Annotated in this window: 10 protein-coding genes; all 10 read right to left on the bottom strand. The window is 72.2% G+C overall.

Annotated features, from left to right (window positions below; translation table 11 throughout):
- Positions 1-45: 45 nt before the first annotated feature.
- Positions 46-1,419, bottom strand: coding sequence for an alkaline phosphatase family protein (locus NYZ98_RS31030; protein ID WP_262847137.1), 1,374 nt, complete (start codon positions 1,417-1,419; stop codon positions 46-48).
- The gene (eboE, locus tag NYZ98_RS31025; protein ID WP_262847136.1) at positions 1,416-2,669 is read right to left on the bottom strand and encodes a metabolite traffic protein EboE; all 1,254 of its coding nucleotides are present in this window, start codon (positions 2,667-2,669) and stop codon (positions 1,416-1,418) included. Before eboE ends, NYZ98_RS31030 begins: the two co-directional genes overlap by 4 nt.
- Complete coding sequence (locus tag NYZ98_RS31020) at positions 2,666-8,650, bottom strand: ThuA domain-containing protein (protein ID WP_262847135.1); 5,985 nt, start codon at positions 8,648-8,650, stop codon at positions 2,666-2,668. Before NYZ98_RS31020 ends, eboE begins: the two co-directional genes overlap by 4 nt.
- Positions 8,647-9,498, bottom strand: coding sequence for a TatD family hydrolase (locus NYZ98_RS31015; protein WP_262847134.1), 852 nt, complete (start codon positions 9,496-9,498; stop codon positions 8,647-8,649). Before NYZ98_RS31015 ends, NYZ98_RS31020 begins: the two co-directional genes overlap by 4 nt.
- Positions 9,499-9,515: 17 nt before the next feature.
- Entirely contained in the window at positions 9,516-10,205 is a 690-nt protein-coding gene (locus NYZ98_RS31010) for an EboA domain-containing protein (RefSeq protein ID WP_262847133.1), read from the bottom strand.
- A gap of 79 nt (positions 10,206-10,284) precedes the next feature.
- The gene (locus NYZ98_RS31005) at positions 10,285-11,142 is read right to left on the bottom strand and encodes a sugar phosphate isomerase/epimerase family protein (RefSeq protein ID WP_262847132.1); all 858 of its coding nucleotides are present in this window, start codon (positions 11,140-11,142) and stop codon (positions 10,285-10,287) included.
- A gap of 55 nt (positions 11,143-11,197) precedes the next feature.
- Entirely contained in the window at positions 11,198-12,145 is a 948-nt protein-coding gene (locus NYZ98_RS31000; protein WP_380707179.1) for an SCO3242 family prenyltransferase, read from the bottom strand.
- A 2-nt stretch (positions 12,146-12,147) separates the two neighbouring features.
- Positions 12,148-13,296 carry an inositol-3-phosphate synthase gene (locus NYZ98_RS30995; RefSeq protein ID WP_316249621.1) on the bottom strand — a complete coding sequence of 383 codons (1,149 nt, stop codon included), beginning with the start codon at positions 13,294-13,296 and terminating at the stop codon, positions 12,148-12,150.
- A gap of 167 nt (positions 13,297-13,463) precedes the next feature.
- A complete protein-coding gene (locus tag NYZ98_RS30990; RefSeq protein ID WP_262847131.1) occupies positions 13,464-15,026 on the bottom strand; it encodes a ThuA domain-containing protein in 1,563 nt (520 codons plus the stop codon).
- A gap of 108 nt (positions 15,027-15,134) precedes the next feature.
- A complete protein-coding gene (locus NYZ98_RS30985) occupies positions 15,135-17,966 on the bottom strand; it encodes a carbohydrate-binding protein (RefSeq protein WP_262847130.1) in 2,832 nt (943 codons plus the stop codon).
- Positions 17,967-18,062 lie beyond the last annotated feature (96 nt).

The raw sequence follows: 18,062 nt of genomic DNA, 5'->3' as shown, positions 1-18,062 counted from the left end.
GGACCTTTGACCGGCGGCGCGGGGGGCGCCGCCGGTCAGAGGGGGTTAGGTGGTTAGGCCGGAGAGGCGGAGGCAGAGAGATTTGATTTCGGTGGCGGCGTAGGAATCCTTGTCGAGAGGGTCGCTGCAGAGCAGGACGGGGGCGTCGCGGAGGTCGGTGGGGAGGCGGCCGTGGCTGCCTCGAACGGGGGCGGGGTTCAGCGGGACGACGGGCATGGTGTAGCGGAAGCCCAGGGTCTTGCGGGCCAGCGCCAGACCGGCCTTCGCCTTCACCAGCCGGTCCTCGGGGTTGAGGAACAGCTCGGCCGGGTCGTACCCGGGCTTGCGGTGGATCTCGACCGACCGGGCGAAGTCCGGCGCCAGGTCGTCGTCCAGCCAGTAGTAGTACGTGAACCACGACTCGGGCGTGGCCACCGCGACCAGCTCCCCCGCCCTTGCGTGGTCGAGGCCGTGCGCCGCCTTGCCCGCCTCGTCCAGCACCTCGTCCACGCCGGGGAGCGCGGACAGGATGGACCGGACCTTGGCCACGTCGGCCGGGTCCTTCACGTACACGTGGGCGAGCTGGTGGTCGGCGACGGCGAACGCCCGCGAGGTCCAGGTGTCCAGGTACTCCATCCCGGCCTGCCGGTAGACCGACAGCAGGCCTTCCTGACGCAGCGCCCGGTTGATGTCGACGGGCCGGGAGACGTCGGTGATGCCGTACTCCGACAGCACGACGGTCACCGCGCCCATGGCCTCCGCGTCGTCGAGCAGCGGCTTCAGCGCGGTGTCCACCTGCCGGGCCGCGGCCACGGCCTCCGGCCCCGAGGGGCCGAACCGCTGGAGGTCGTAGTCCAGGTGCGGGATGTAGACGAGGGTCAGGTCGGGCTTCTCCCGGGCGAGCATCAGCCGGGACGCGTCGACGATCCACTGGCTGGACGCGATCCCCGCGTTGGGTCCCCAGTAGGAGAACAGCGGGAACCGGCCCAGCTCGCGAGTCAGGTCGTTGCGCAGGGCCGGCGGGGTCGTGTAGCAGTCGGGCGACTTGCGGCCGTCGGCGTGGTAGATCGGCCGGGGCGTCACCGTGAAGTCGGTGGCGGCGCCCATGGCGTACCACCAGCAGATGTTGGCGACGCGGTAGCCGGGGTGGACCCGGCGGGCGTCGTCCCAGATCTTCGGCCCCTCGACCAGGCCGTTGTGCTGGCGCCACAGCATGACCTCGCCGAGGTCGCGGAAGTACCAGCCGTTGCCGACGATCCCGTGGTCGCGCGGGAGGGCGCCGGTCAGGAAGGTCGACTGCACCGAGCAGGTCACGGCGGGCAGGACCGTCCCGAGTGAGGCCGGGCGGCCCAGCCGGGACAGGTTCGGCATCGATTCCAGCAGGCGGGGCGTCAGGCCGACGACGTCGATGAGGACCATCGGCCGCACGTCGTTCGTCATGGGGTCTCCTCTTTCAGCCCGAGGTCGACGAGGCGGTCGCGGATCCACGCGAGTTCGAGCGCGATGCCCTCGACCAGCGCCTCCTCGGTCCGCGGGCGGCGGTCGGGTGGCAGCGCCTCCCAGGTGTAGGTCTCCACCTCGACGTGGCGGGTCAGCGCCGCGGGCCCGGCGAGCAGGACGCGCAGGGTCTCGCCGAGCACGCCCTGGGTGGAGGTGAGCGGCGGGGCCGGGGGCGCGTGCAGCGGCACATGGAAGTGGACCCGCCAGGGGGCGTCCCCGGGCAGGGACCCCCCCAGCGCCTCTCCGTGGGCGTCCACCGCCAGCGGTGCACCCTTATCCCCGCAACCCCCCCCGGCGGCACCGCGGGGGTCGCCCCCGGCGGTGCCGCGTTCGCGGGTCTGGTGGATGAAGCGCGGCTCGGCGAACGCCGCGAGCGCCTCCCTGGTGGCCGCCTCGGCGGGACGGTCGGCCTGGAGGGCGCACGACGCCTGGAGTTTGACCACCGGCAGTCCCGCCGCGGCGAGCCGGGCCACCGCCTCGCCGGGTTCCTCGAACTGGACGGCCAGGTGGCAGGCGTCCAGGCACACTCCGAGGTAGTCGTGGTCGACGCCGCCCAGGTGGTGCGCCGCCTGCGTGGTGTTCTCCACCACGCAGCCGGGTTCGGGTTCGAAGCCGACCCTGATGGTACGGCCGGTGGTGGCGGCCACCTCGGCGAGCCCTTCGGCGAGCAGGCCGAGGGTCGCCGCCGCCGCGGCGGACCGCTCGGGCGTCCACGGGGTGCGCCAGGCCAGCGGGAGGGTCGAGACGCTCCCCGACGTGACGTCGTCGGGGAGCAGCCCGGCGAGGACCCGTGCCAGGTCCAGCGTGTAGGAAAGCCGCTCACGCGTGGTCCAGTCGGGGTGGTAGACCCGCAGCTTGGGCGACCCGGGAACGGCCGCCCCGGCCTCGCTCTCCCCTTCGTAGTCGTGGAACCCCTGGTAGGGGAACCCGTTGAGGGTCACGACCTCCAGCCCGTGCGCGGCGAGCTCGTCACGGAGCCGAGCGACCTCACCGGGGTCGGCGGTCAGCGTGTCGCAGACCGGCCGCGACAGCCACAGCCCGAGCCCGAGCCTCGGGACGCCCAGCCGCTCACGGACGGGGCCCGCGTAGCGGCGGAGCTGGCCGAGCACCCCGGCCAGGTCCTCGGCCGGGTGGACGTTGGTGCAGTAGGCCACGTGGACGGCGGTTCCGTCCGGATGGCGGAATCTCACCGTGCCACTCCTCGGTTGAGGGGGTGGGCCGCCCGGTTCCTGGCCGCCGCGATCTCCGCCGCGCCGAGGCGCTTCGGCACCGCCCTGGCGGCCGCGGGACCGGACAGCCGCGCGATCACCGCGTCGGTGTCGCGGGCGAGGGCGTCCCGGACCTCGGCCACCGTCACGATCTTCACGTCGGTGGCCAGGGTGCGGAACTTCTGCAGCTCCTTCACGGTCTTGGCGTCGTTGCCGTTGGCCTCGGCCTTGCGCGCCTTGGTGAGCTGGGCCTGCAGCTTGTTGGCCCCCGCCTGGCTGAGCCTGCCGGTCGCGGCGAAGCGGTCGACGAGGTTGGCCAGGTCGCGGGTGGAGGTGGTGACACCGAAGGTCACCTGCTGGGTGGTCGGGTTCCCCGCCTTGTCCACGGCGGTGACGGTGAGCAGGTGGATGCCGAGGTCGAGCGTGTACAGGGCCTGCAGGGTGCCCGTCGCGTACGGGTCGCCGTCCAGGTTGCCCGACAGCGTCTTGACTCCGGAGGTGCTGTCGACGGCCTGCCAGCCGATGCGCAGGTCCTGGCTGTCACCGTAGATCAGCCCGTCGGAGATGCCGGAGATCAGCACGGTCGGCTTCGTCCCGTCGATCTTGACGGTGCCGGCCTTCTCGGTCTCGGTGTTGCCGGCCTTGTCCTTGGCGCGGTAGGCCAGCTCGTGCGTGCCGTCCCCGGTGATGTTCACCGGTTCGGTGTACGCCTTCCACGCGGCGCCGTCCAGGGCGTACTCGATGCCGGCCACCCCGGAGGTGGCGTCGGTGGCGGCCAGCGTCACCGGCACGGTGCCGCCGTGCCAGCCGTCGTCGTTCGCCGGGGCGAACTGGGCGGTGGTCAGCGGCGCGGTGGCGTCCTTCTTCACCGGCACCGTGCCCTCGGTGACGTTCCCGGCGACGTCGGTCACCCGGTAGGCCACGGTGTGGTTCCCGTCGGCGGTGACGCTCACCGGGTCGGTGTAGGCGGTGAGCGGGCCGCCGTCGAGGCCGGTCTCGGTCTTGGCGACGCCGGACCCGGCGTCGGTCGCGGCCACGGTGACCGAGACGCTGGACACGAACCAGCCGTTGGCGCCGTCGGCGGCGGCGGGCGCCGTCGTGGCGGTCACGACCGGGGGCGTGGTGTCGGCCGGCTGCCCCCACGAGGCGTGGAAGTAGTCGAACTTGGCGGTCTTGGCGGCCGCCTGGTTGACCCCGAACGCGAACACGCCGGCCTTGGCGGTACTGACGGCCGCGTTGACGAGCCCGGTCGTCGCGCCGATCTCGGTCCAGGTGGTGCCGTCGGCGGAGTAGAAGCCGTGGTAGGCGTTGCCCTGCTTGGTCAGGCGCAGCCACCACACACCCTGGGTGAGGTTGCCGACCTGCGGCTGCGGGTCCTGCACGGCGTTGGCGATCTCGCTGCGGAACTCGAGCCTGCGCGTGACCGTCGCGCCGGCCTGGTTGTCGGTGACGTAGTCGACCTTGACGTAGTTGGCGTCGTCGAGGTAGGCGATCAGGCCGCCCTGCTGGTAGGCCTCGTTGAAGGCGCTGCCGTCGACCTTGGTCTCGATGCTCCAGTCACCGGTGGGCGGGGTCTGCAGGACGAAGTTCTTCGGGCCGGAGTCGCCGGTCCCGTAGATGTCGCCCGTGCTGGTGTCGATCTCCAGGTTGCCCCCGGTCACCCGAAGGGCGGCGGGGTCGGGGCGCACCACGGCGTTCCACCGGCAGGCGTCGAGCGCGGTGCCGTCGAACTCGTCGTCGGGGGTCGAGGGGCCGGCGGTGTCGTCGGGCACGAGCTGGAACCAGTCGAACGCCGCGTCGATGACCTTGCGGTCACCGGTGCTGGCGAACGACACCAGGCCGATCCTCGGGTTGGTGATCCCGGCGATCAGCTTGTCGGTCTGCGGCATGGCGGTCCACGTCTCGCCGTCGGCGGAGTACGCCGCGGTGACGTGGGTGCCGTCGCTGGCCAGCCGCACGTAGGCGGTGTCGGGGAAGGCGGCCCCGAGGTTGGCGGTGTTGGACGCGGCCACCTCGTTGGGGGTGCCCGCCTCTTCACGGACGAACTGGAAGATGCGCTGGGCCGCGTCGTTGGTGCCGCGCCCCTGGATCACCATCTTGGCGTAGTTGTCGTCGTCGCCGTAGAGGATCAGGCCGGCCTGCTGGTAGGCGTCGCGGGCCGCGACCGTCACCTTGGCGGTGGCCTGCCATGCCCCGGCGGGGGCGGGCTGGACGACGATGTTCGGCACCGGGGTGCTGTTGTCGCCGCTGTAGATCTCGGCGACGGCGGTCGGGATGTGCAGGCTGCCGCCGGCGGTCCGCAGGTCCTGGTTCTCCCGGATGACCGTCCACTTGGTGTGGTCCAGTTGCGCGCCGTCGAACCCGTCCGACTTGCCGGTGAGGCACGCCGCGCTCGGGCTGTCCACGGTGATCGCCACGTGCTCGGTGCGCGCGGCGCCCTTGGCGTCGGTGACGGTCACCGCCGCCTGGAAGGTGCCGGGCGACTGGTAGACGTAGGTCGCGTCGGCCGTGGTGGGCTTGGGGGCCCCGGTCACGCCGAAGTCCCAGGCGTACTTCAGCGGGGTGTCGCCGTCGGGGTCGGTCGCCTCGGTGTGGAAGTTCACCGACAGCGGCGCGATGCCCGATGCCGGGTCGGCGGTGAGGGTGACGTCGGGCCGCTGGTTGTCGGTGACGCCCTGGCCGAGGAAGTCGACCCAGTTGACGTTGACCAGGGAGCCGTTGTCGGTGCTGCCCGCGGGCTTGCGCACCACGAAGAACAGCGGCCCGCTGGTGGTGGGCGGGTCGGTCAGCGTCATCGTGATGTCGCGGTAGGACTGCCAGCCGCCGGTGCCGGGCACGTCGGCCTTGCCGACCAGCGGGCCGTCCCCGGCGCCGCTGCGGACCTCGATGGTCCCGCCGGAGGACGCGGACGCGGCGCGGAACCGGATGCCCGTGAGGCCCGACAGGTTGGCGGGGTCGAAGGTCCAGTAGTCGCCGTCCTCGATGAAGCCGATGTCCTGGAAGCCGCCCTGGGGGTCGGACGCGGTCTCGGCCCGGACACCGGGGTCGCCGGTGCCGGTGGCGCCCGCGACGCGGCCGGTCGTGGAGAAGAACTCGGCCTGCTTGTGCTTGGGCTGCAGGATGACCTGGTCGCGGCCGGTCAGCGCCTTCGATCCGCCGGCGCCGCCCTTGTCGGTGTAGGTCGCCTCAAGGACGTAGAAGACGTTGTCGCCGTCGCTGTGCCCGGAGGACAGCGTGGTCTGTACGGTGCCCGAGCAGCCGGTGTACTGGTCGAGCGGGTGGCCGTGGGTGTCGTGGCCGAGGATCGCCTGCACCTTCACGTCGTCACAGTCGACGGTGCCGTCCTCGGCGTCGGTGACCTCGACGGTGAACTTCACCTGGTCGCCGAAGTCGAAGAAGCCGCCGTCCGGCGGGGGCAGCAGCGTCACCTTCGGCAGGCTGTTGCCGACCACGATCGGGATGCTCGCGCTCGCGGTCTTGCCGCCCTCGTCGGTGACGGTGAGGGTGGCGCTGAAGTCGCCGTTCTCCTGGTAGGTGTGGCTCGGGGCGGCGTCGGTGGAGTCGGTGGTGCCGTTGCCGTCGAAGTCCCAGGCCAGGGTGATCGCGGTGCCGTCGGGGTCGCGCGAGCCGGCGCTGTCGAACGCGACGGTCAGCGGCGCGGGTCCCGAGGTCTTGTCGGCCGCCGCCTTGGCGATCGGCGCCCGGTTGCCTGACACGTAGTCGATGCGGTAGATGCCCGAGTCGGTGTTGTCCCCGCCGAACCCCGAGCCCCATTCGATGAGGTACAGGGCGCCGTCGGGGCCGAACTTCATGTCCATCGGCTTTTTGAAGGCGAAGGTGGGCAGCATCCGGTTGATGTCGGTCAGCCGGCTGCCGTCCTCGCTGAGCTGGAAGGAGTACAGGTTGTCCTGGTTCCACTCACCGAAGATCGCCTTGCCGTCCCAGTACGCCGGCCACTTGCGATCGGAGACCAGGGCCGGGTCGTAGCGGTAGGCCGGGCCGGCCATCGGCGCGCCGCCGCCGCCGATCTCGGGGAACGCCGGGTCGGCGGAGTAGTGGTAGTAGACCATCGCGGGCTTGGCCGCGGGCAGGTCGGTCAGGCCGGTGTTGTTGGGCGATTCGTTCTTCGGCGCCGCGCAGTCGAAGGCCGCCCCCGAGGTGCGGGTGGCGAAGTCGAAGTCGATATAGGGCTTGTTGGCGCCGATGCAGTACGGCCAGCCGTAGAAGCCGGGCTGGTTGAGGATGTCCCACTCGACGGTGTTCTCCGGCCCCCGGGCCGCGTTCGCCGTCGACGCGTCGGGCCCGTAGTTGGCCACCAGCAGTTTGTGCGTCTTGGGGTCGATGCCGATGCGGAACGGGTTCCGCATGCCCATGGCGTAGATCTCGGGCTTGGTCTTGTCGGTGCCGGGCGGGAACAGGTTGCCGCTCGGGACGGTGTAGGTGCCGTCGGCCTCGGGGTGGATCCGCAGGACCTTGCCGCGCAGGTCGTTGGTGTTGGCCGCGGTGCCCTGCGCGTCCCAGGAGGAGCGGCCGGACCGCTCGTCGATGGGGGCGTACCCGTCGGAGTCGAACGGGTTGGTGTTGTCGCCGTTGGCGAGCCACAGGTCGCCGGTGGCCTTGTCGAACACCATGCCGCCGCCGTGGTGGCAGCACTCGGCCCGCTGCACCGGGACCTCCAGCAGGACCTTCTCGCTGGCCAGGTCGATGGTCGTGCCGTCGGTCACCGTGAACCGCGAGAGCCGGTCGACGACCTTGGAGGTGGGCGAGTAGTACAGGTAGACCCAGTGGTTGGTGGCGTACGCCGGGTCGAGCGCGAGACCGAGCAGGCCGCTCTCGTTGGCGGTGAACACGGGCAGGCGCGCCGCGGTCACCAGGCCGCCGCCGTCCGGCTTGATCACCTTGACGTCGCCGAGCCGGTCGATGTAGAAGACGCTGCCGTCGGCGGCGACGTCCAGCATCATCGGGTTGGACGTGTTGTCGTCCAGGGTGACCTTCTCGAAGCTGCCGTCCAGGCTGGCCGAGCAGTCGGCGTCGACCACGCCCGCGGCGGTCTGGATGCCGCCGAGCAGCAGGCCGAGGAACTGCGGGTCGGTGTAGCTCTCCTCGGTGTGCCCGAGGCCGGTGTACCACGAGCGTCCGCCGTCGTAGTTCTGGCACCAGGTGTTCGGGTGGTCGGCGCCCATGGTGGAGCCGGTGTAGGAGGAGGCGTCCAGCGAGGTCAGCACGTGGACGGTGCCGCGCGGGTTCGTCCGGTAGTCGTACCACTCGTCGGTGCGGGTCCACCGGGTCGGCAGGCCCTTGGTGGAGGGGTGGGCCGGGTCCTCGACCTTGACGACGGCCTGCTGCGGCGCCGGGTGCTCCTTGAAGTAGGCGCCGACGAGCTTGCCGTACCAGGGCCAGTCGTACTCGGTGTCGGCGGCCGAGTGCACGCCCGCGTACCCGCCGCCGGCCTTGATGTAGCGCTCGAAGGCGCCCTGCTGGTCGGCCGTGAGCACGTCACCGGTGGTGGAAAGGAAGATCACCACCTGGTATTTGGCCAGGTTGGCGTCGGTGAAGGCGCCCGCGTCGTCGGTCGCGTCGACGGTGAAGCCGTGCGCCTGCCCGAGCTGCTTGATCGCCGCGATGCCGTTGGGGATCGAGGAGTGCTGGAAGCCCGCGGTCTTGGAGAAGACCAGGGCGGAGAACGGCGGGTCGGCGGCGTCGCTGGACGCGGTCGCCGCGGAGGAGGCCACCGCGCTCGACGACGCCTTGACGGTGCTGGACGCCGTGCTCGAAGTCGTCTTGCTCGACGCCGTCGTGCTGGACGCCGTGGCGGCGCGGGACGTGGTGGCCTGCGCCGGGGCCGCCGCGGTGAGGGCGGCCGACAGGGCGAGGACGCCGGCGAGCGCGGCGACGCCGAAGCGCCCGAGCACGCCCGTACGGCGGGTGGTCCTGGCCGGACCGCCCGTGCGGAGCCGGGTCACGCGGGCACCCCCCGGCGGACGCTGTTGCCGGCGAAGGACTCACCGGCGGTGGGCTCGGCCAGTTCCAGGCGCCCGCTCTGGGCGTAGAACGCGACCGGGTTGTCCCAAAGGACGGTCTCCACGTCGGCGTCGGAGAAGCCGGACGCCAGCATGGCGTCACCGACCTTCCTGGTCTTCAGTGGGTCGCTGCGCCCCCAGTCGGCCGCCGAGTTGACCAGCACGCGCTCGAGGCCGTGCTCCTTCAATATCGTGATCATGCGTTCCTCGTCCATTTTGGTGTCGGGGTATACGGAAAAGCCCATCCAGCAGCCGCTCTCGGCGACCATCGCGACCGTCACCTCGTTGAGGTGGTCGACCAGCACCCGCTCCGGCGGCAGGCCCGACTCGCGCACGACGTCGAGCGTGCGCCGGGTGCCGGCGGCCTTGTCGCGGTGCGGGGTGTGGACCAGTACGGGCAGGTCGTGCTCGGCCGCCAGCCCGAGCTGCAGGGACAGCACCTCGTCCTCGGCGGGGGTCATGTCGTCGTAGCCGACCTCGCCGACCGCGACGACCCCGTCCTTGGCCAGGTAGCGCGGGAGCAGGTCGAGCACGGGCCGCAGGCGCGGGTCGTTGGCCTCTTTGGGGTTCAGCGCGATCGTGCAGTGGTGGGTGATGCCGAACTGCGCGGCGCGGTAGGGCTCCCAGCCGAGGAGGCCGTCGAAGTAGTCGGCGAAGGTGTCAGGGGAGGTGCGGGGCTGGCCCAGCCAGAAGGCCGGCTCGACGACGGCGCGCACCCCGGCCTCGTACATGCGCTCGTAGTCGTCGGTGGTGCGGGAGGTCATATGGATGTGGGGGTCGAAGATACGCATGATGGTTCCTTTTTCCGTCAAGCCCGGCCGTCCAGGCCGTCCCCAGGGGGCGGGGAGGCCTTCGCGGACCGCAGGGCGTGAACCTTGGTGAGCACGTGGGGGTGGCGTTCCATCAGCGGCCAGGTGTCGGGCGGCACCTCGCGGCCCGCGCGCAGGCGTTCCTCGGCGAAGTCGGCCATCATCCGGGCGAGCTCCTCGTCGGCCCGCCGGTCCAGGCCGGACACCGAGGCCAGCGGCACGCCGATGAACACGCACTTCAGCACCGCCTGCCGGAAGGCGTGATCGGACAGGTGGTCGGCCCCGTAGCCGCCGAGCGCGGCCTGGACCAGGCGCGCGTCGTTGGTGCGCAGCGCGTCGCGGACGATGGGCAGGCCCTCGTCGCCGAGCCGGCCGTCCCCGGCGAGCAGCGGCAGCGCCTTCAGGACCGCGAGCCGTTCTGCGGCGTCCCCGTGCGCGTACAGCTCGAACAGGGTCTCGCCGAGCGCGGCGCCCTTGCCGGGCAGGGCGGCGAGCAGCTCGGCCCGGACGGCCTGGTCGACGGTCCAGCCGGGGCGGGACGGGATGGGGCCCCGGCCGCAGGCCCGGCCGGCGGCGGGGAACAGCGCCGCGAGGGCGCGCTCGTCCTCGCGGATCCGCCGGGTCGCGGTCTCCAGCCAGCGCGCGCCGTCCTCGCTCAGTTCCACTCCGGACAGGTTGGGCGAGGTCATCGTCGTCTCACGGCCGGTGCCGCCCTTCGGGAAGGCCAGGTGATGCTTCGGGGGGTCATGGGTTCTCCTGCGGCGCCGGTCACGCGGGACCGGGCAGGGCGGTGGCGGGGGGTTCGTGCTCGCGCAGGAAGCTCAGGGACCGGGCGGCGACCAGGGGGGCCGCGTGGCTGTGGCGGGGCAGTTCCACGCCCACCAGCCCCCGGTACCCGGTGGCGTCCAGCGCGGCGAGGACGGGCGGGAAGTCGATCTCGCCCTCGCCGAACGGGAGGTGCTCGTGCACACCTCGCCGCATGTCCTCGATCTGCACGTTGACCAGGTGCGGCCCGGCGCGGCGTACGCACTCGGGCACCGGGTCGGCCTCCAGGCAGCGGCAGTGGCCGATGTCCAGGGTCATGCCGAGCCGCGCGGGCCGGCCGGACAGTTCGTACAGCCGCTCGAAGCCGGAGATGTCCTCGACCAGCATTCCCGGCTCGGGCTCGAAGCCGAGGGTCACCTCGCGCGCGGTGGCCTCGTCGAGCACGGCCTCGACCCCAGCGACCAGGTTGCGCCACGCCTGCGGCCCGGTGACCTCGGGCGGGCGGATCCCGCTCCAGAAGGAGACGGCCTCCGCCCCGAGGTCGGCGGCGATGCGCACCGCGCGCAGCAGCAGGTCGACGCGGGCCGCCGCCTCCGGCGCCGGGTGGAGCAGCGTCGGGTGGTGCTTGCGGAAGGGGTCGAGGACGTAGCGGCCGCCGGTCTCGACCACCACGGCCAGGCCGAGTTCGCCCAGCCGTTTGGCGACGCGGCCGGCCTCGCGGGCGACGTCCGGCGCGTAGGGGTCGAGATGGCCGGCGTCCAGGGTCAGCGCCACGCCGTCGTACCCGAGGTCGGCCAGGACCGCGAGCGCCTCGTCCAGCCGGTGGTTGGCGAACCCGTTGGTGCCGTAGCCGAACCTCATGTCGGGCGGGCCTCTCTCTGCGGTGTCCCGGCGGGGCGGCGGGCGGCGGGCGGCCTCATGTCGGGGAGACCTTCCTGGACAGGCGCCTGGCCAGCGGGTGCGCGGCGGCCAGGGCGGCGGCGGAGGCCAGTCCGCCGCGCCCGGCGGTGAGCGCGGCCTGCAGCGGGAGCACGCCGAGGATGCTCTGGCCGACGGCGGCCCGGGTGCGGCCCGCGTCGGGGTGGCGGGCCGCCGCGAGCTGCGCCCGGCCGACCAGCGCCGCGTACACCGCCGTCAGCCCGAACCCGGCCGCCCTGCGCACGGCGAGCGAAACGCCCCCGGCCGCGGGCGCGCCGGGGCCGGCCGCGCGGGAGGTCACCGACGACACGTGGGCGCAGGCCAGCGCGGAGGCCACGGCCGTCGCGGTGAGCGCCGTGGCGGAGCGGGCAGCCGAGCCTCCGGTGACCTCGCCCCGGCTGAGCGCGGTGACGCCGTAGGTGTGCGCGGCCACGGCGCCCGCCGCCAGCAGCCGGTCCCGCCGGGGACCGCCCCCGGAGGCGCCGCCGAGCAGCACGTCCAGGCCACGGGCGGCGGCCATCGCCAAAGGGCCCGCGGGGGTGGCCTTGAGCGCCAGGTCGTAGGACCAGACGACCGCGGCCAGCGCGGTCGCCATCCCAAGGGCGGGACGCCCGCCGGCCTTGGCGGCGACGGCCAGCCCGGCGAGCGTCAGCCCGGCGGCCAGGCCGAGCGCCTGGCCCGGCCGCACCCGCCCGGAGGGGATGGGCCGCTCGGGGCGTTCCACGGCGTCCAGGTCGCGGTCGGCGTAGTCGTTGAGCGCCATCCCGGCCCAGTACAGGCAGACCGACGACAGCGCCAGGCCCGGTGACGCCGCGCCTCCGGCGGCGGTGTCACCGGGCACGGTGAGCGCGGCGGGCGCCCGGACCAGTTCGGCGAGCGTGGCGAGGTCCGGCCGGTGCGCGGGGGCCGCGTACGGGCGGGCGTCCTCGCGCGGGTGGGCGGGCAGGCTCACGCGAGCGTCCCGGCCCACGCGCGCAGCAGGTCGTACTGGGACTGCAGGCGGTGCTCGTCCAGCGCGATGGGGTCCTTGAAGAAGAAGCCGAGCTCCTTGACCGGGCCGGCGTGGCCGCGTTCGTGGGCGCGGGCCATCAGCCGGGCCAGGTCCAGCACCAGGGGCGCGGCGAGCGCGGAGTCGCAGCCCTGCCAGGTGAACTGCAGCGACATCCGCACCCCGAGGAAGCCCTCGAAGGTGATGTGGTCCCAGGCGGTCTTCCAGTCGCCGAGGTGCGGCACGTGGTCGATGTGGGTGCGGCCCTCGACGGGGTGGCCGAGTATGCCGGGCAGCGACCGCTCCTTGGAGATCCGCTTGCTCTCCCCGGCCGCCGGGTCGGCCAGGGTGGCGCCGTCTCCCCCGCCGAGCAGGTTGGTCCCCGACCAGGACCGCACCGCCAGGGCGCGGTCGGCGAACATCGGGGCGAGCGCCGTCTTGACCAGGGTCTCCCCCGTCTTGGCGTCCCGGCCCGCGTACGGCAGGCCGCGCTCGCGGGCCAGCTCGTCGAGCGCGGGCAGCGAGACGCCGGTGGAGGGGGTGAAGTCGACGTAAGCGCAGCCGGCGCCGAGCGCGGCGTAAGCGTACAGCGAGCTGGGCGGCAGCACCTCCCCCGGCTCCTCCAGCGCGGCGGTCAGGGCCGCCAGGCTCTGGTGGGCGGGGTGCGGCGTGGCGGGCGGCTCGGTCGAGGCGACGTGCACCACGACGACCCGGGCGAGCCCGAGGCGTTCGCGGAAGTCGGTGATGTCGCGGGCGAGCCCGCGCGCCAGGGCGGCCTGGCCGTGGGCGGTGTCGGCGGCGGCGGGGATGCCGGGCCTGATCTCGGCCTCGGCGGCCTCCAGGTCGTGGCGCACCAGCTCGGCGAGCGGGTGCGGGATGACGCCCGCGCGGCTCAACTCCTCGGCCTTCTTGGGCAGCGGGGTGCTGGCGATGTCGTGCCCGCCGAAGACGAGCCGGTCCAGCGGCGGCAGCCCGGCGCCGGCGAAATCAGGTCCTTGTGTCACGCAGCCGATGGGCGTCGCGAGCCCGGCCCGTAACGCCGCGGCGCCTGTGACGACCGTGGTGGCGACCGATCCGCGAGCTCCGACGAGCCAGACCCCGACATCCATCAGCTTCTCCTTCTTCTCACGAGCCGGCCGCCGACAGGCCGGCCTCTTGCGGCCGTGCGAGAGGGGCCCGTCCACGGCGTGCGGCCCCACGCGGACCGTACGCCGGACATCCGTACGCCCGGAACACCCGATACACGGATATTCCGGGCGAGAACGGCCCTCCGGGCTTACTTCGTGATGGTGAAGGTGTCGACGTCGAACAGCGACCCCGACCCTCCGGTGAACGACAGGAACAACGTGCCGGACGCCGAACCGCTCAGCGTCGTGGTCACGTTCTGGAAGGTGTCCCAGCTACCGGTCGAGGGGACCGCGACCGAGCCGAGGACCGTGCCGGTCTGCGAGCCCGAGCGGACCGTGATGGTTCCGCCGGGACCGCCCGAGGACACCCGCGCCGCGAACGTCTTGGCGCCCGAGGTGTTGACCTGCGAGTACCCGGCCCAGTCGCCGTTGTCGACGAACCCGAGCGTGGTGCCGCCGCTGGCGCCCGCGTGCCCGGCCGTCTGCACGCCCGACTGCGAGGTGAACGCCTCGCCCTCGGTCGTGGTGGTGGTGGGCGGGGTGCTCGTCTTGGTCAGCGTGAAGGTGTCGACGTCGAACAGCGACCCCGAGCCTCCGGTGAACGACAGGAACAGCGCCCCCGACGCCGAGCCGTTCAGCGTCGTGGTCACGTTCTGGAAGTTGTCGAAGCTCCCGGTGTTCGGGACCGCGACCGTGCCGAGGACGGTCCCGGTCTGGGAGCCCGAGCGGATGGTTATGGTGCCGCCGGCGCCGCCCGAGGAGACGCGGGCCGTGAAGCCCGTCGCCCCGGCCGTGGACACCGACGCGTACCCGGCCCAGTCGCCGTTGTCGATGTACCCGAGCGTGGTGCCGCCGCTGGCGCCCGCGTGGCCGGCCGCCTGGACGCCCGACTGCGAGGAGAACGACTCGGCCTCGACCGTGCCGCCGGGCGGCTGGGTGGTCGGCGGCGCGCAGTTGGCCGTGACCATGCCCGCGACGTACCTGATGCCGCCGAGCAGCAGCGCCCGGTAGCTCGGGTCGGCGTAGGACTCGATCGTGTGCCCGAGGCCGGTGTAGAACGACCGGCCGGAGGCCTGCGGGTGGCACCAGGTGATCGGGTGGTCCCCGCTCATCTCGCCGCCGGTGTAGCTGCTCTCGTCCAGGCTCTGCAGCACGTGGACGGTGGAGCGGGGGTTGGTGCGGTAGTTGTACCACTCGTCGGTGCGCGACCACGTGGCCGCCAAGCCCGAGGTGGCGGGGTGCGTGCGGTCCTCGTTCTTGACCGTCGCCACCTGGATCGCCGGGTGGCTCTTGAACCAGGCGCCCACGAGCTGGCCGTAGTAGGGCCAGTCGTACTCGGTGTCGGCGGCGGCGTGAATGCCGAGGTAGCCGCCGCCCCCGTTCACGTAGGAGGTGAACGCGGTCTGCTGGGCGTCGTTCAGTACGTCGCCGGTGGTGCTGAGGAAGACCACCGCCTTGAACTGGGCGAGGTTCGCCGTGGTGAAGGCGGTGGCGTCCTCGGTGGCGGTGACGGTGAAGTTGTTGGCGGTGCCGAGGTCGCGGATGGTCTGGATGCCGGTCGGGATGGAGTCGTGCCGGAATCCGGCGGTCTTGGAGAAGACCAGGACCTTGTAGGCCGGATCGGCGGCGGCCTGGGCGGCCGCCGGGGCGAACTGGAAGGCGACCAGCGTGGCGGCGACCAGCGCCAGGCCTCGGCGCATGACCTTGAGCATGGCTGTCCTTTCGTCTACGGCTCGCCCGGGCGCGCGTCGCCGCGCGCCCGGGCTCGCCGGTCCGGTGCGGCGCGGGCTCTGTGGCACCCGCGCCGGCCGGCCGTGCCGCTAGCGGGTGATGGTGAAGGTGTCGACGTCGAACAGGGAGCCCGAGCCTCCGGTGAAGGTCAGGAACAGCGTTCCCGAGACCGACCCGGTGAGCGCGGTCGAGACGGTCGCGAAGGTGTCGAAGCTGCCGGTGTTGGCGACGTTGACCGTGCCGAGGACGGTGCCGGTCTGCGAGCCCGAGCGGATGGTGATGGTGCCACCGGGTCCGCCCGAGGACACGCGCGCGGAGAAGTTCTTCGCGCCCGAGGTGTTGACCTGCGAGTACGCCGCCCAGTCACCGTTGTCGATGTACCCGAGCGTCGTGCCTCCGCTGGCCCCGGTGTGCCCGGCCGTCTGCACGCCGGACTGCGAGCTGAACGCCTCGCCCTCGGTGGTGGTGGGGGTGCCCGAGGACGAGGTGTTGAGCGTGTAGGCGTCCAGGTCGAACAGGTTGCCCTGGCCGGTCACGCCCTTGAACACCAGGAACAGCGTCTGGGTGCCCGTGGGCCTGGTGTTGATCGGCGCCGTGACGTTGACGAAGGTGTCCCAGCTACCGGTGGGCGCGACGGTCGCCGTGGCCAGCAGGGTGCCGGTGGCCGAACCGGTGCGCACCTCCAGGGTGCCGCCGACGCCGCCGGAGGAGACCCTCGCGGTGATGCTCTGGGCGTTGGAGACGTTGTAGGGCGTGAAGGAGATCCAGTCGCCGTTGTCGACGAAGCCCACCGTCTTGGCGCCTTCGGCGGCGGCGTGGTCGGCGGTCTGGATGCCCTGCTGGGCGCCGAAGTGCTCGGCCTGCCGGTGCCTGGGCTGCAGGGTGTGGATGTCGTGCGACACCAGGCCGCCGTTGTCGGTGTAGGCCGCGTCGAAGACGCCGAAGATGTTCGCCGCCGCGTCGTGCTCACCGTCGACCGGCACCGCGATGGAGCCGCTGCACCCGGTCTTGGAGGTGATCTGGTGGGCGTGGCTGTCGTGGCCCAGCGAGTAGGTCACGGTGACACGGCTGCAGTTGATCGTGCCGTCCTCGGGGTCGGTGACGGTGACCGTGTAGGGCACGGTGTCGCCGAAGGAGAACAGCTGGCCCTGCACCGGTGTCGTGAGGGTCACGCTCGGCGCGGTGTTGCCGACGGTCACCACCATGCTGGCGGTGCCGGTGAGCCCCTGCGGGTCACGGACGGTCAGCGTCGGGGTGAAGGTCCCGTTGGTGGTGTAGGTGTGGGAGGGGTTGGCCGCGGTGGAGGTGCCGCCGTCGCCGAAGGCCCACGAGTACGTCAGCGCGCCGCCCTCGGGGTCGGAGCTGCCGGACGAGGAGAAGGTCACCGCCAGCGGTGCGGGGCCGGAGGTCTTGTTCGCGGCCACCTTGGCGATCGGGTTGCGGTTGGTCCCGCCGATGTACTCGATCCTGAACAGGGCCTGGTTGTTGGATCCGGTGCCGTAGTCCAGCACGTACAGCGCGCCGTCCGGTCCGAAGGCCATGTCCATGACCTGGGTGCCGGTCCAGGGGAAGGCGCCGATGTCACCGGGTGAGCCGTCGGAGTTGACCTGGATGGCCTTGATCCACCTGCGGCCGTACTCGCCGGCGAAGAACCTGCCGTCGAGCGACTGCGGGAACTTGACGGCGGAGTTGAGTCCCGAGTTGAACCGGTAGACCGGGCCGCCCATGGGCGACTCGGAGCCGCTGCCGAAGTCCGCCGGGGAGCCGGCCTCGCCGCCGTACCTGATCCAGCTCGGCTTGGCCGCGGGGAGCGTGGTCAAGCCGGTGTTGCGGAACGAGTTGTTGGTCGGGCCGCCCGAGCAGTTGTACTTGGCCTGGGAGGGGCCGCTCGGGAAGGTGTACTCGTTGTAGGTCTCGGCGGTGGTGTTGGTGCCGGTGCAGTACGGCCAGCCGAAGTTGCCGGCCGAGGTGACGCGATCGAACTCCACCTGGCCGCCGGGGCCGCGGTTGGCGTCGGCACCGCCGGCGTCCGGGCCGTAGTCGCCCAGGTAGACGATGCCGGTGGCCTTGTCGACCGACATGCGGAACGGGTTGCGGAAGCCCATACCGTAGATCTCGGGGCGCGTCTTGGCCGTCCCGGGCGCGAACAGGTTGCCCGAGGGGATGGTGTACGTGCCGTCGGCCTGCGGGTGGATCCGCAGCAGCTTGCCGCGCAGGTCGTTGGTGTTGCCCGCGGAGCGCTGGGCGTCGAACTGCGGGTTGCGGTCGGTGCGCTCGTCCAGGGGCGAGTACGAGTTCGACTCGAACGGGTTGGTGTCGTCACCCGTGGTCAGGTACAGGTTGCCGGCCGCGTCGAAGTCGATGTCGCCGCCGACGTGGCAGCACTGGCCGCGGTCGTTGGCGACCGTGAGCACGACCTTCTCGCTGCCGAGGTTGAGGGTGTCGTCGGAGTTCAGCGTGAAGCGCGACAGGTGGAGCTCGCCCTTCCACGCGTCGAACTGCGACTGGGTGCCGCTGGTGGGCGCGTCGCCGTCCGGCGTGCTCAGCCGGGGCGAGAAGTACAGCCAGACGTAGCGGTTGGTCGCGAAGCCGGGGTCGACCGCGACGCCCTGCAGGCCCTCTTCGTCGTGGGTGTAGACGTTGAGCTTGCCCGACACCTTGGTGTTGCCGGCCGCGTCGGTGACCCGGACCGTGCCGTCACGGGCGGTGTGGATGACCGAGCGGTTGGGGAGCACCGCCAGGGACATGGCCTCGCCGAGTTCGGCCGAGCCGGTGGCGAGGGAGACCTGCTGGTAGTCGGAGGCCGGGATGACGGACGCTTGGGCCGCGGAACCGGCGGCCGTCACGGTCGCCACGCTGCCGGAGATGACCAGCGTGATCGTGGCGAGCAATCGGGTCCACGGCCGAGGACGTGGTGACATGGGGGGTCCTTTCCTGACTTGGGGGGTCAGTCAGGCAAGGCGCGCGCCGCCGCGCTTGTTGCCGGGTGATGCCGATGGTGCATTCGTGCTGTGCCG

The sequence above is a fragment of the Sphaerisporangium corydalis genome (assembly GCF_025506355.1).
Taxonomy (GTDB): Bacteria; Actinomycetota; Actinomycetes; order Streptosporangiales; family Streptosporangiaceae; genus Sphaerisporangium; species Sphaerisporangium corydalis.
This window is presented reverse-complemented; position numbering and strand designations above follow the sequence as displayed.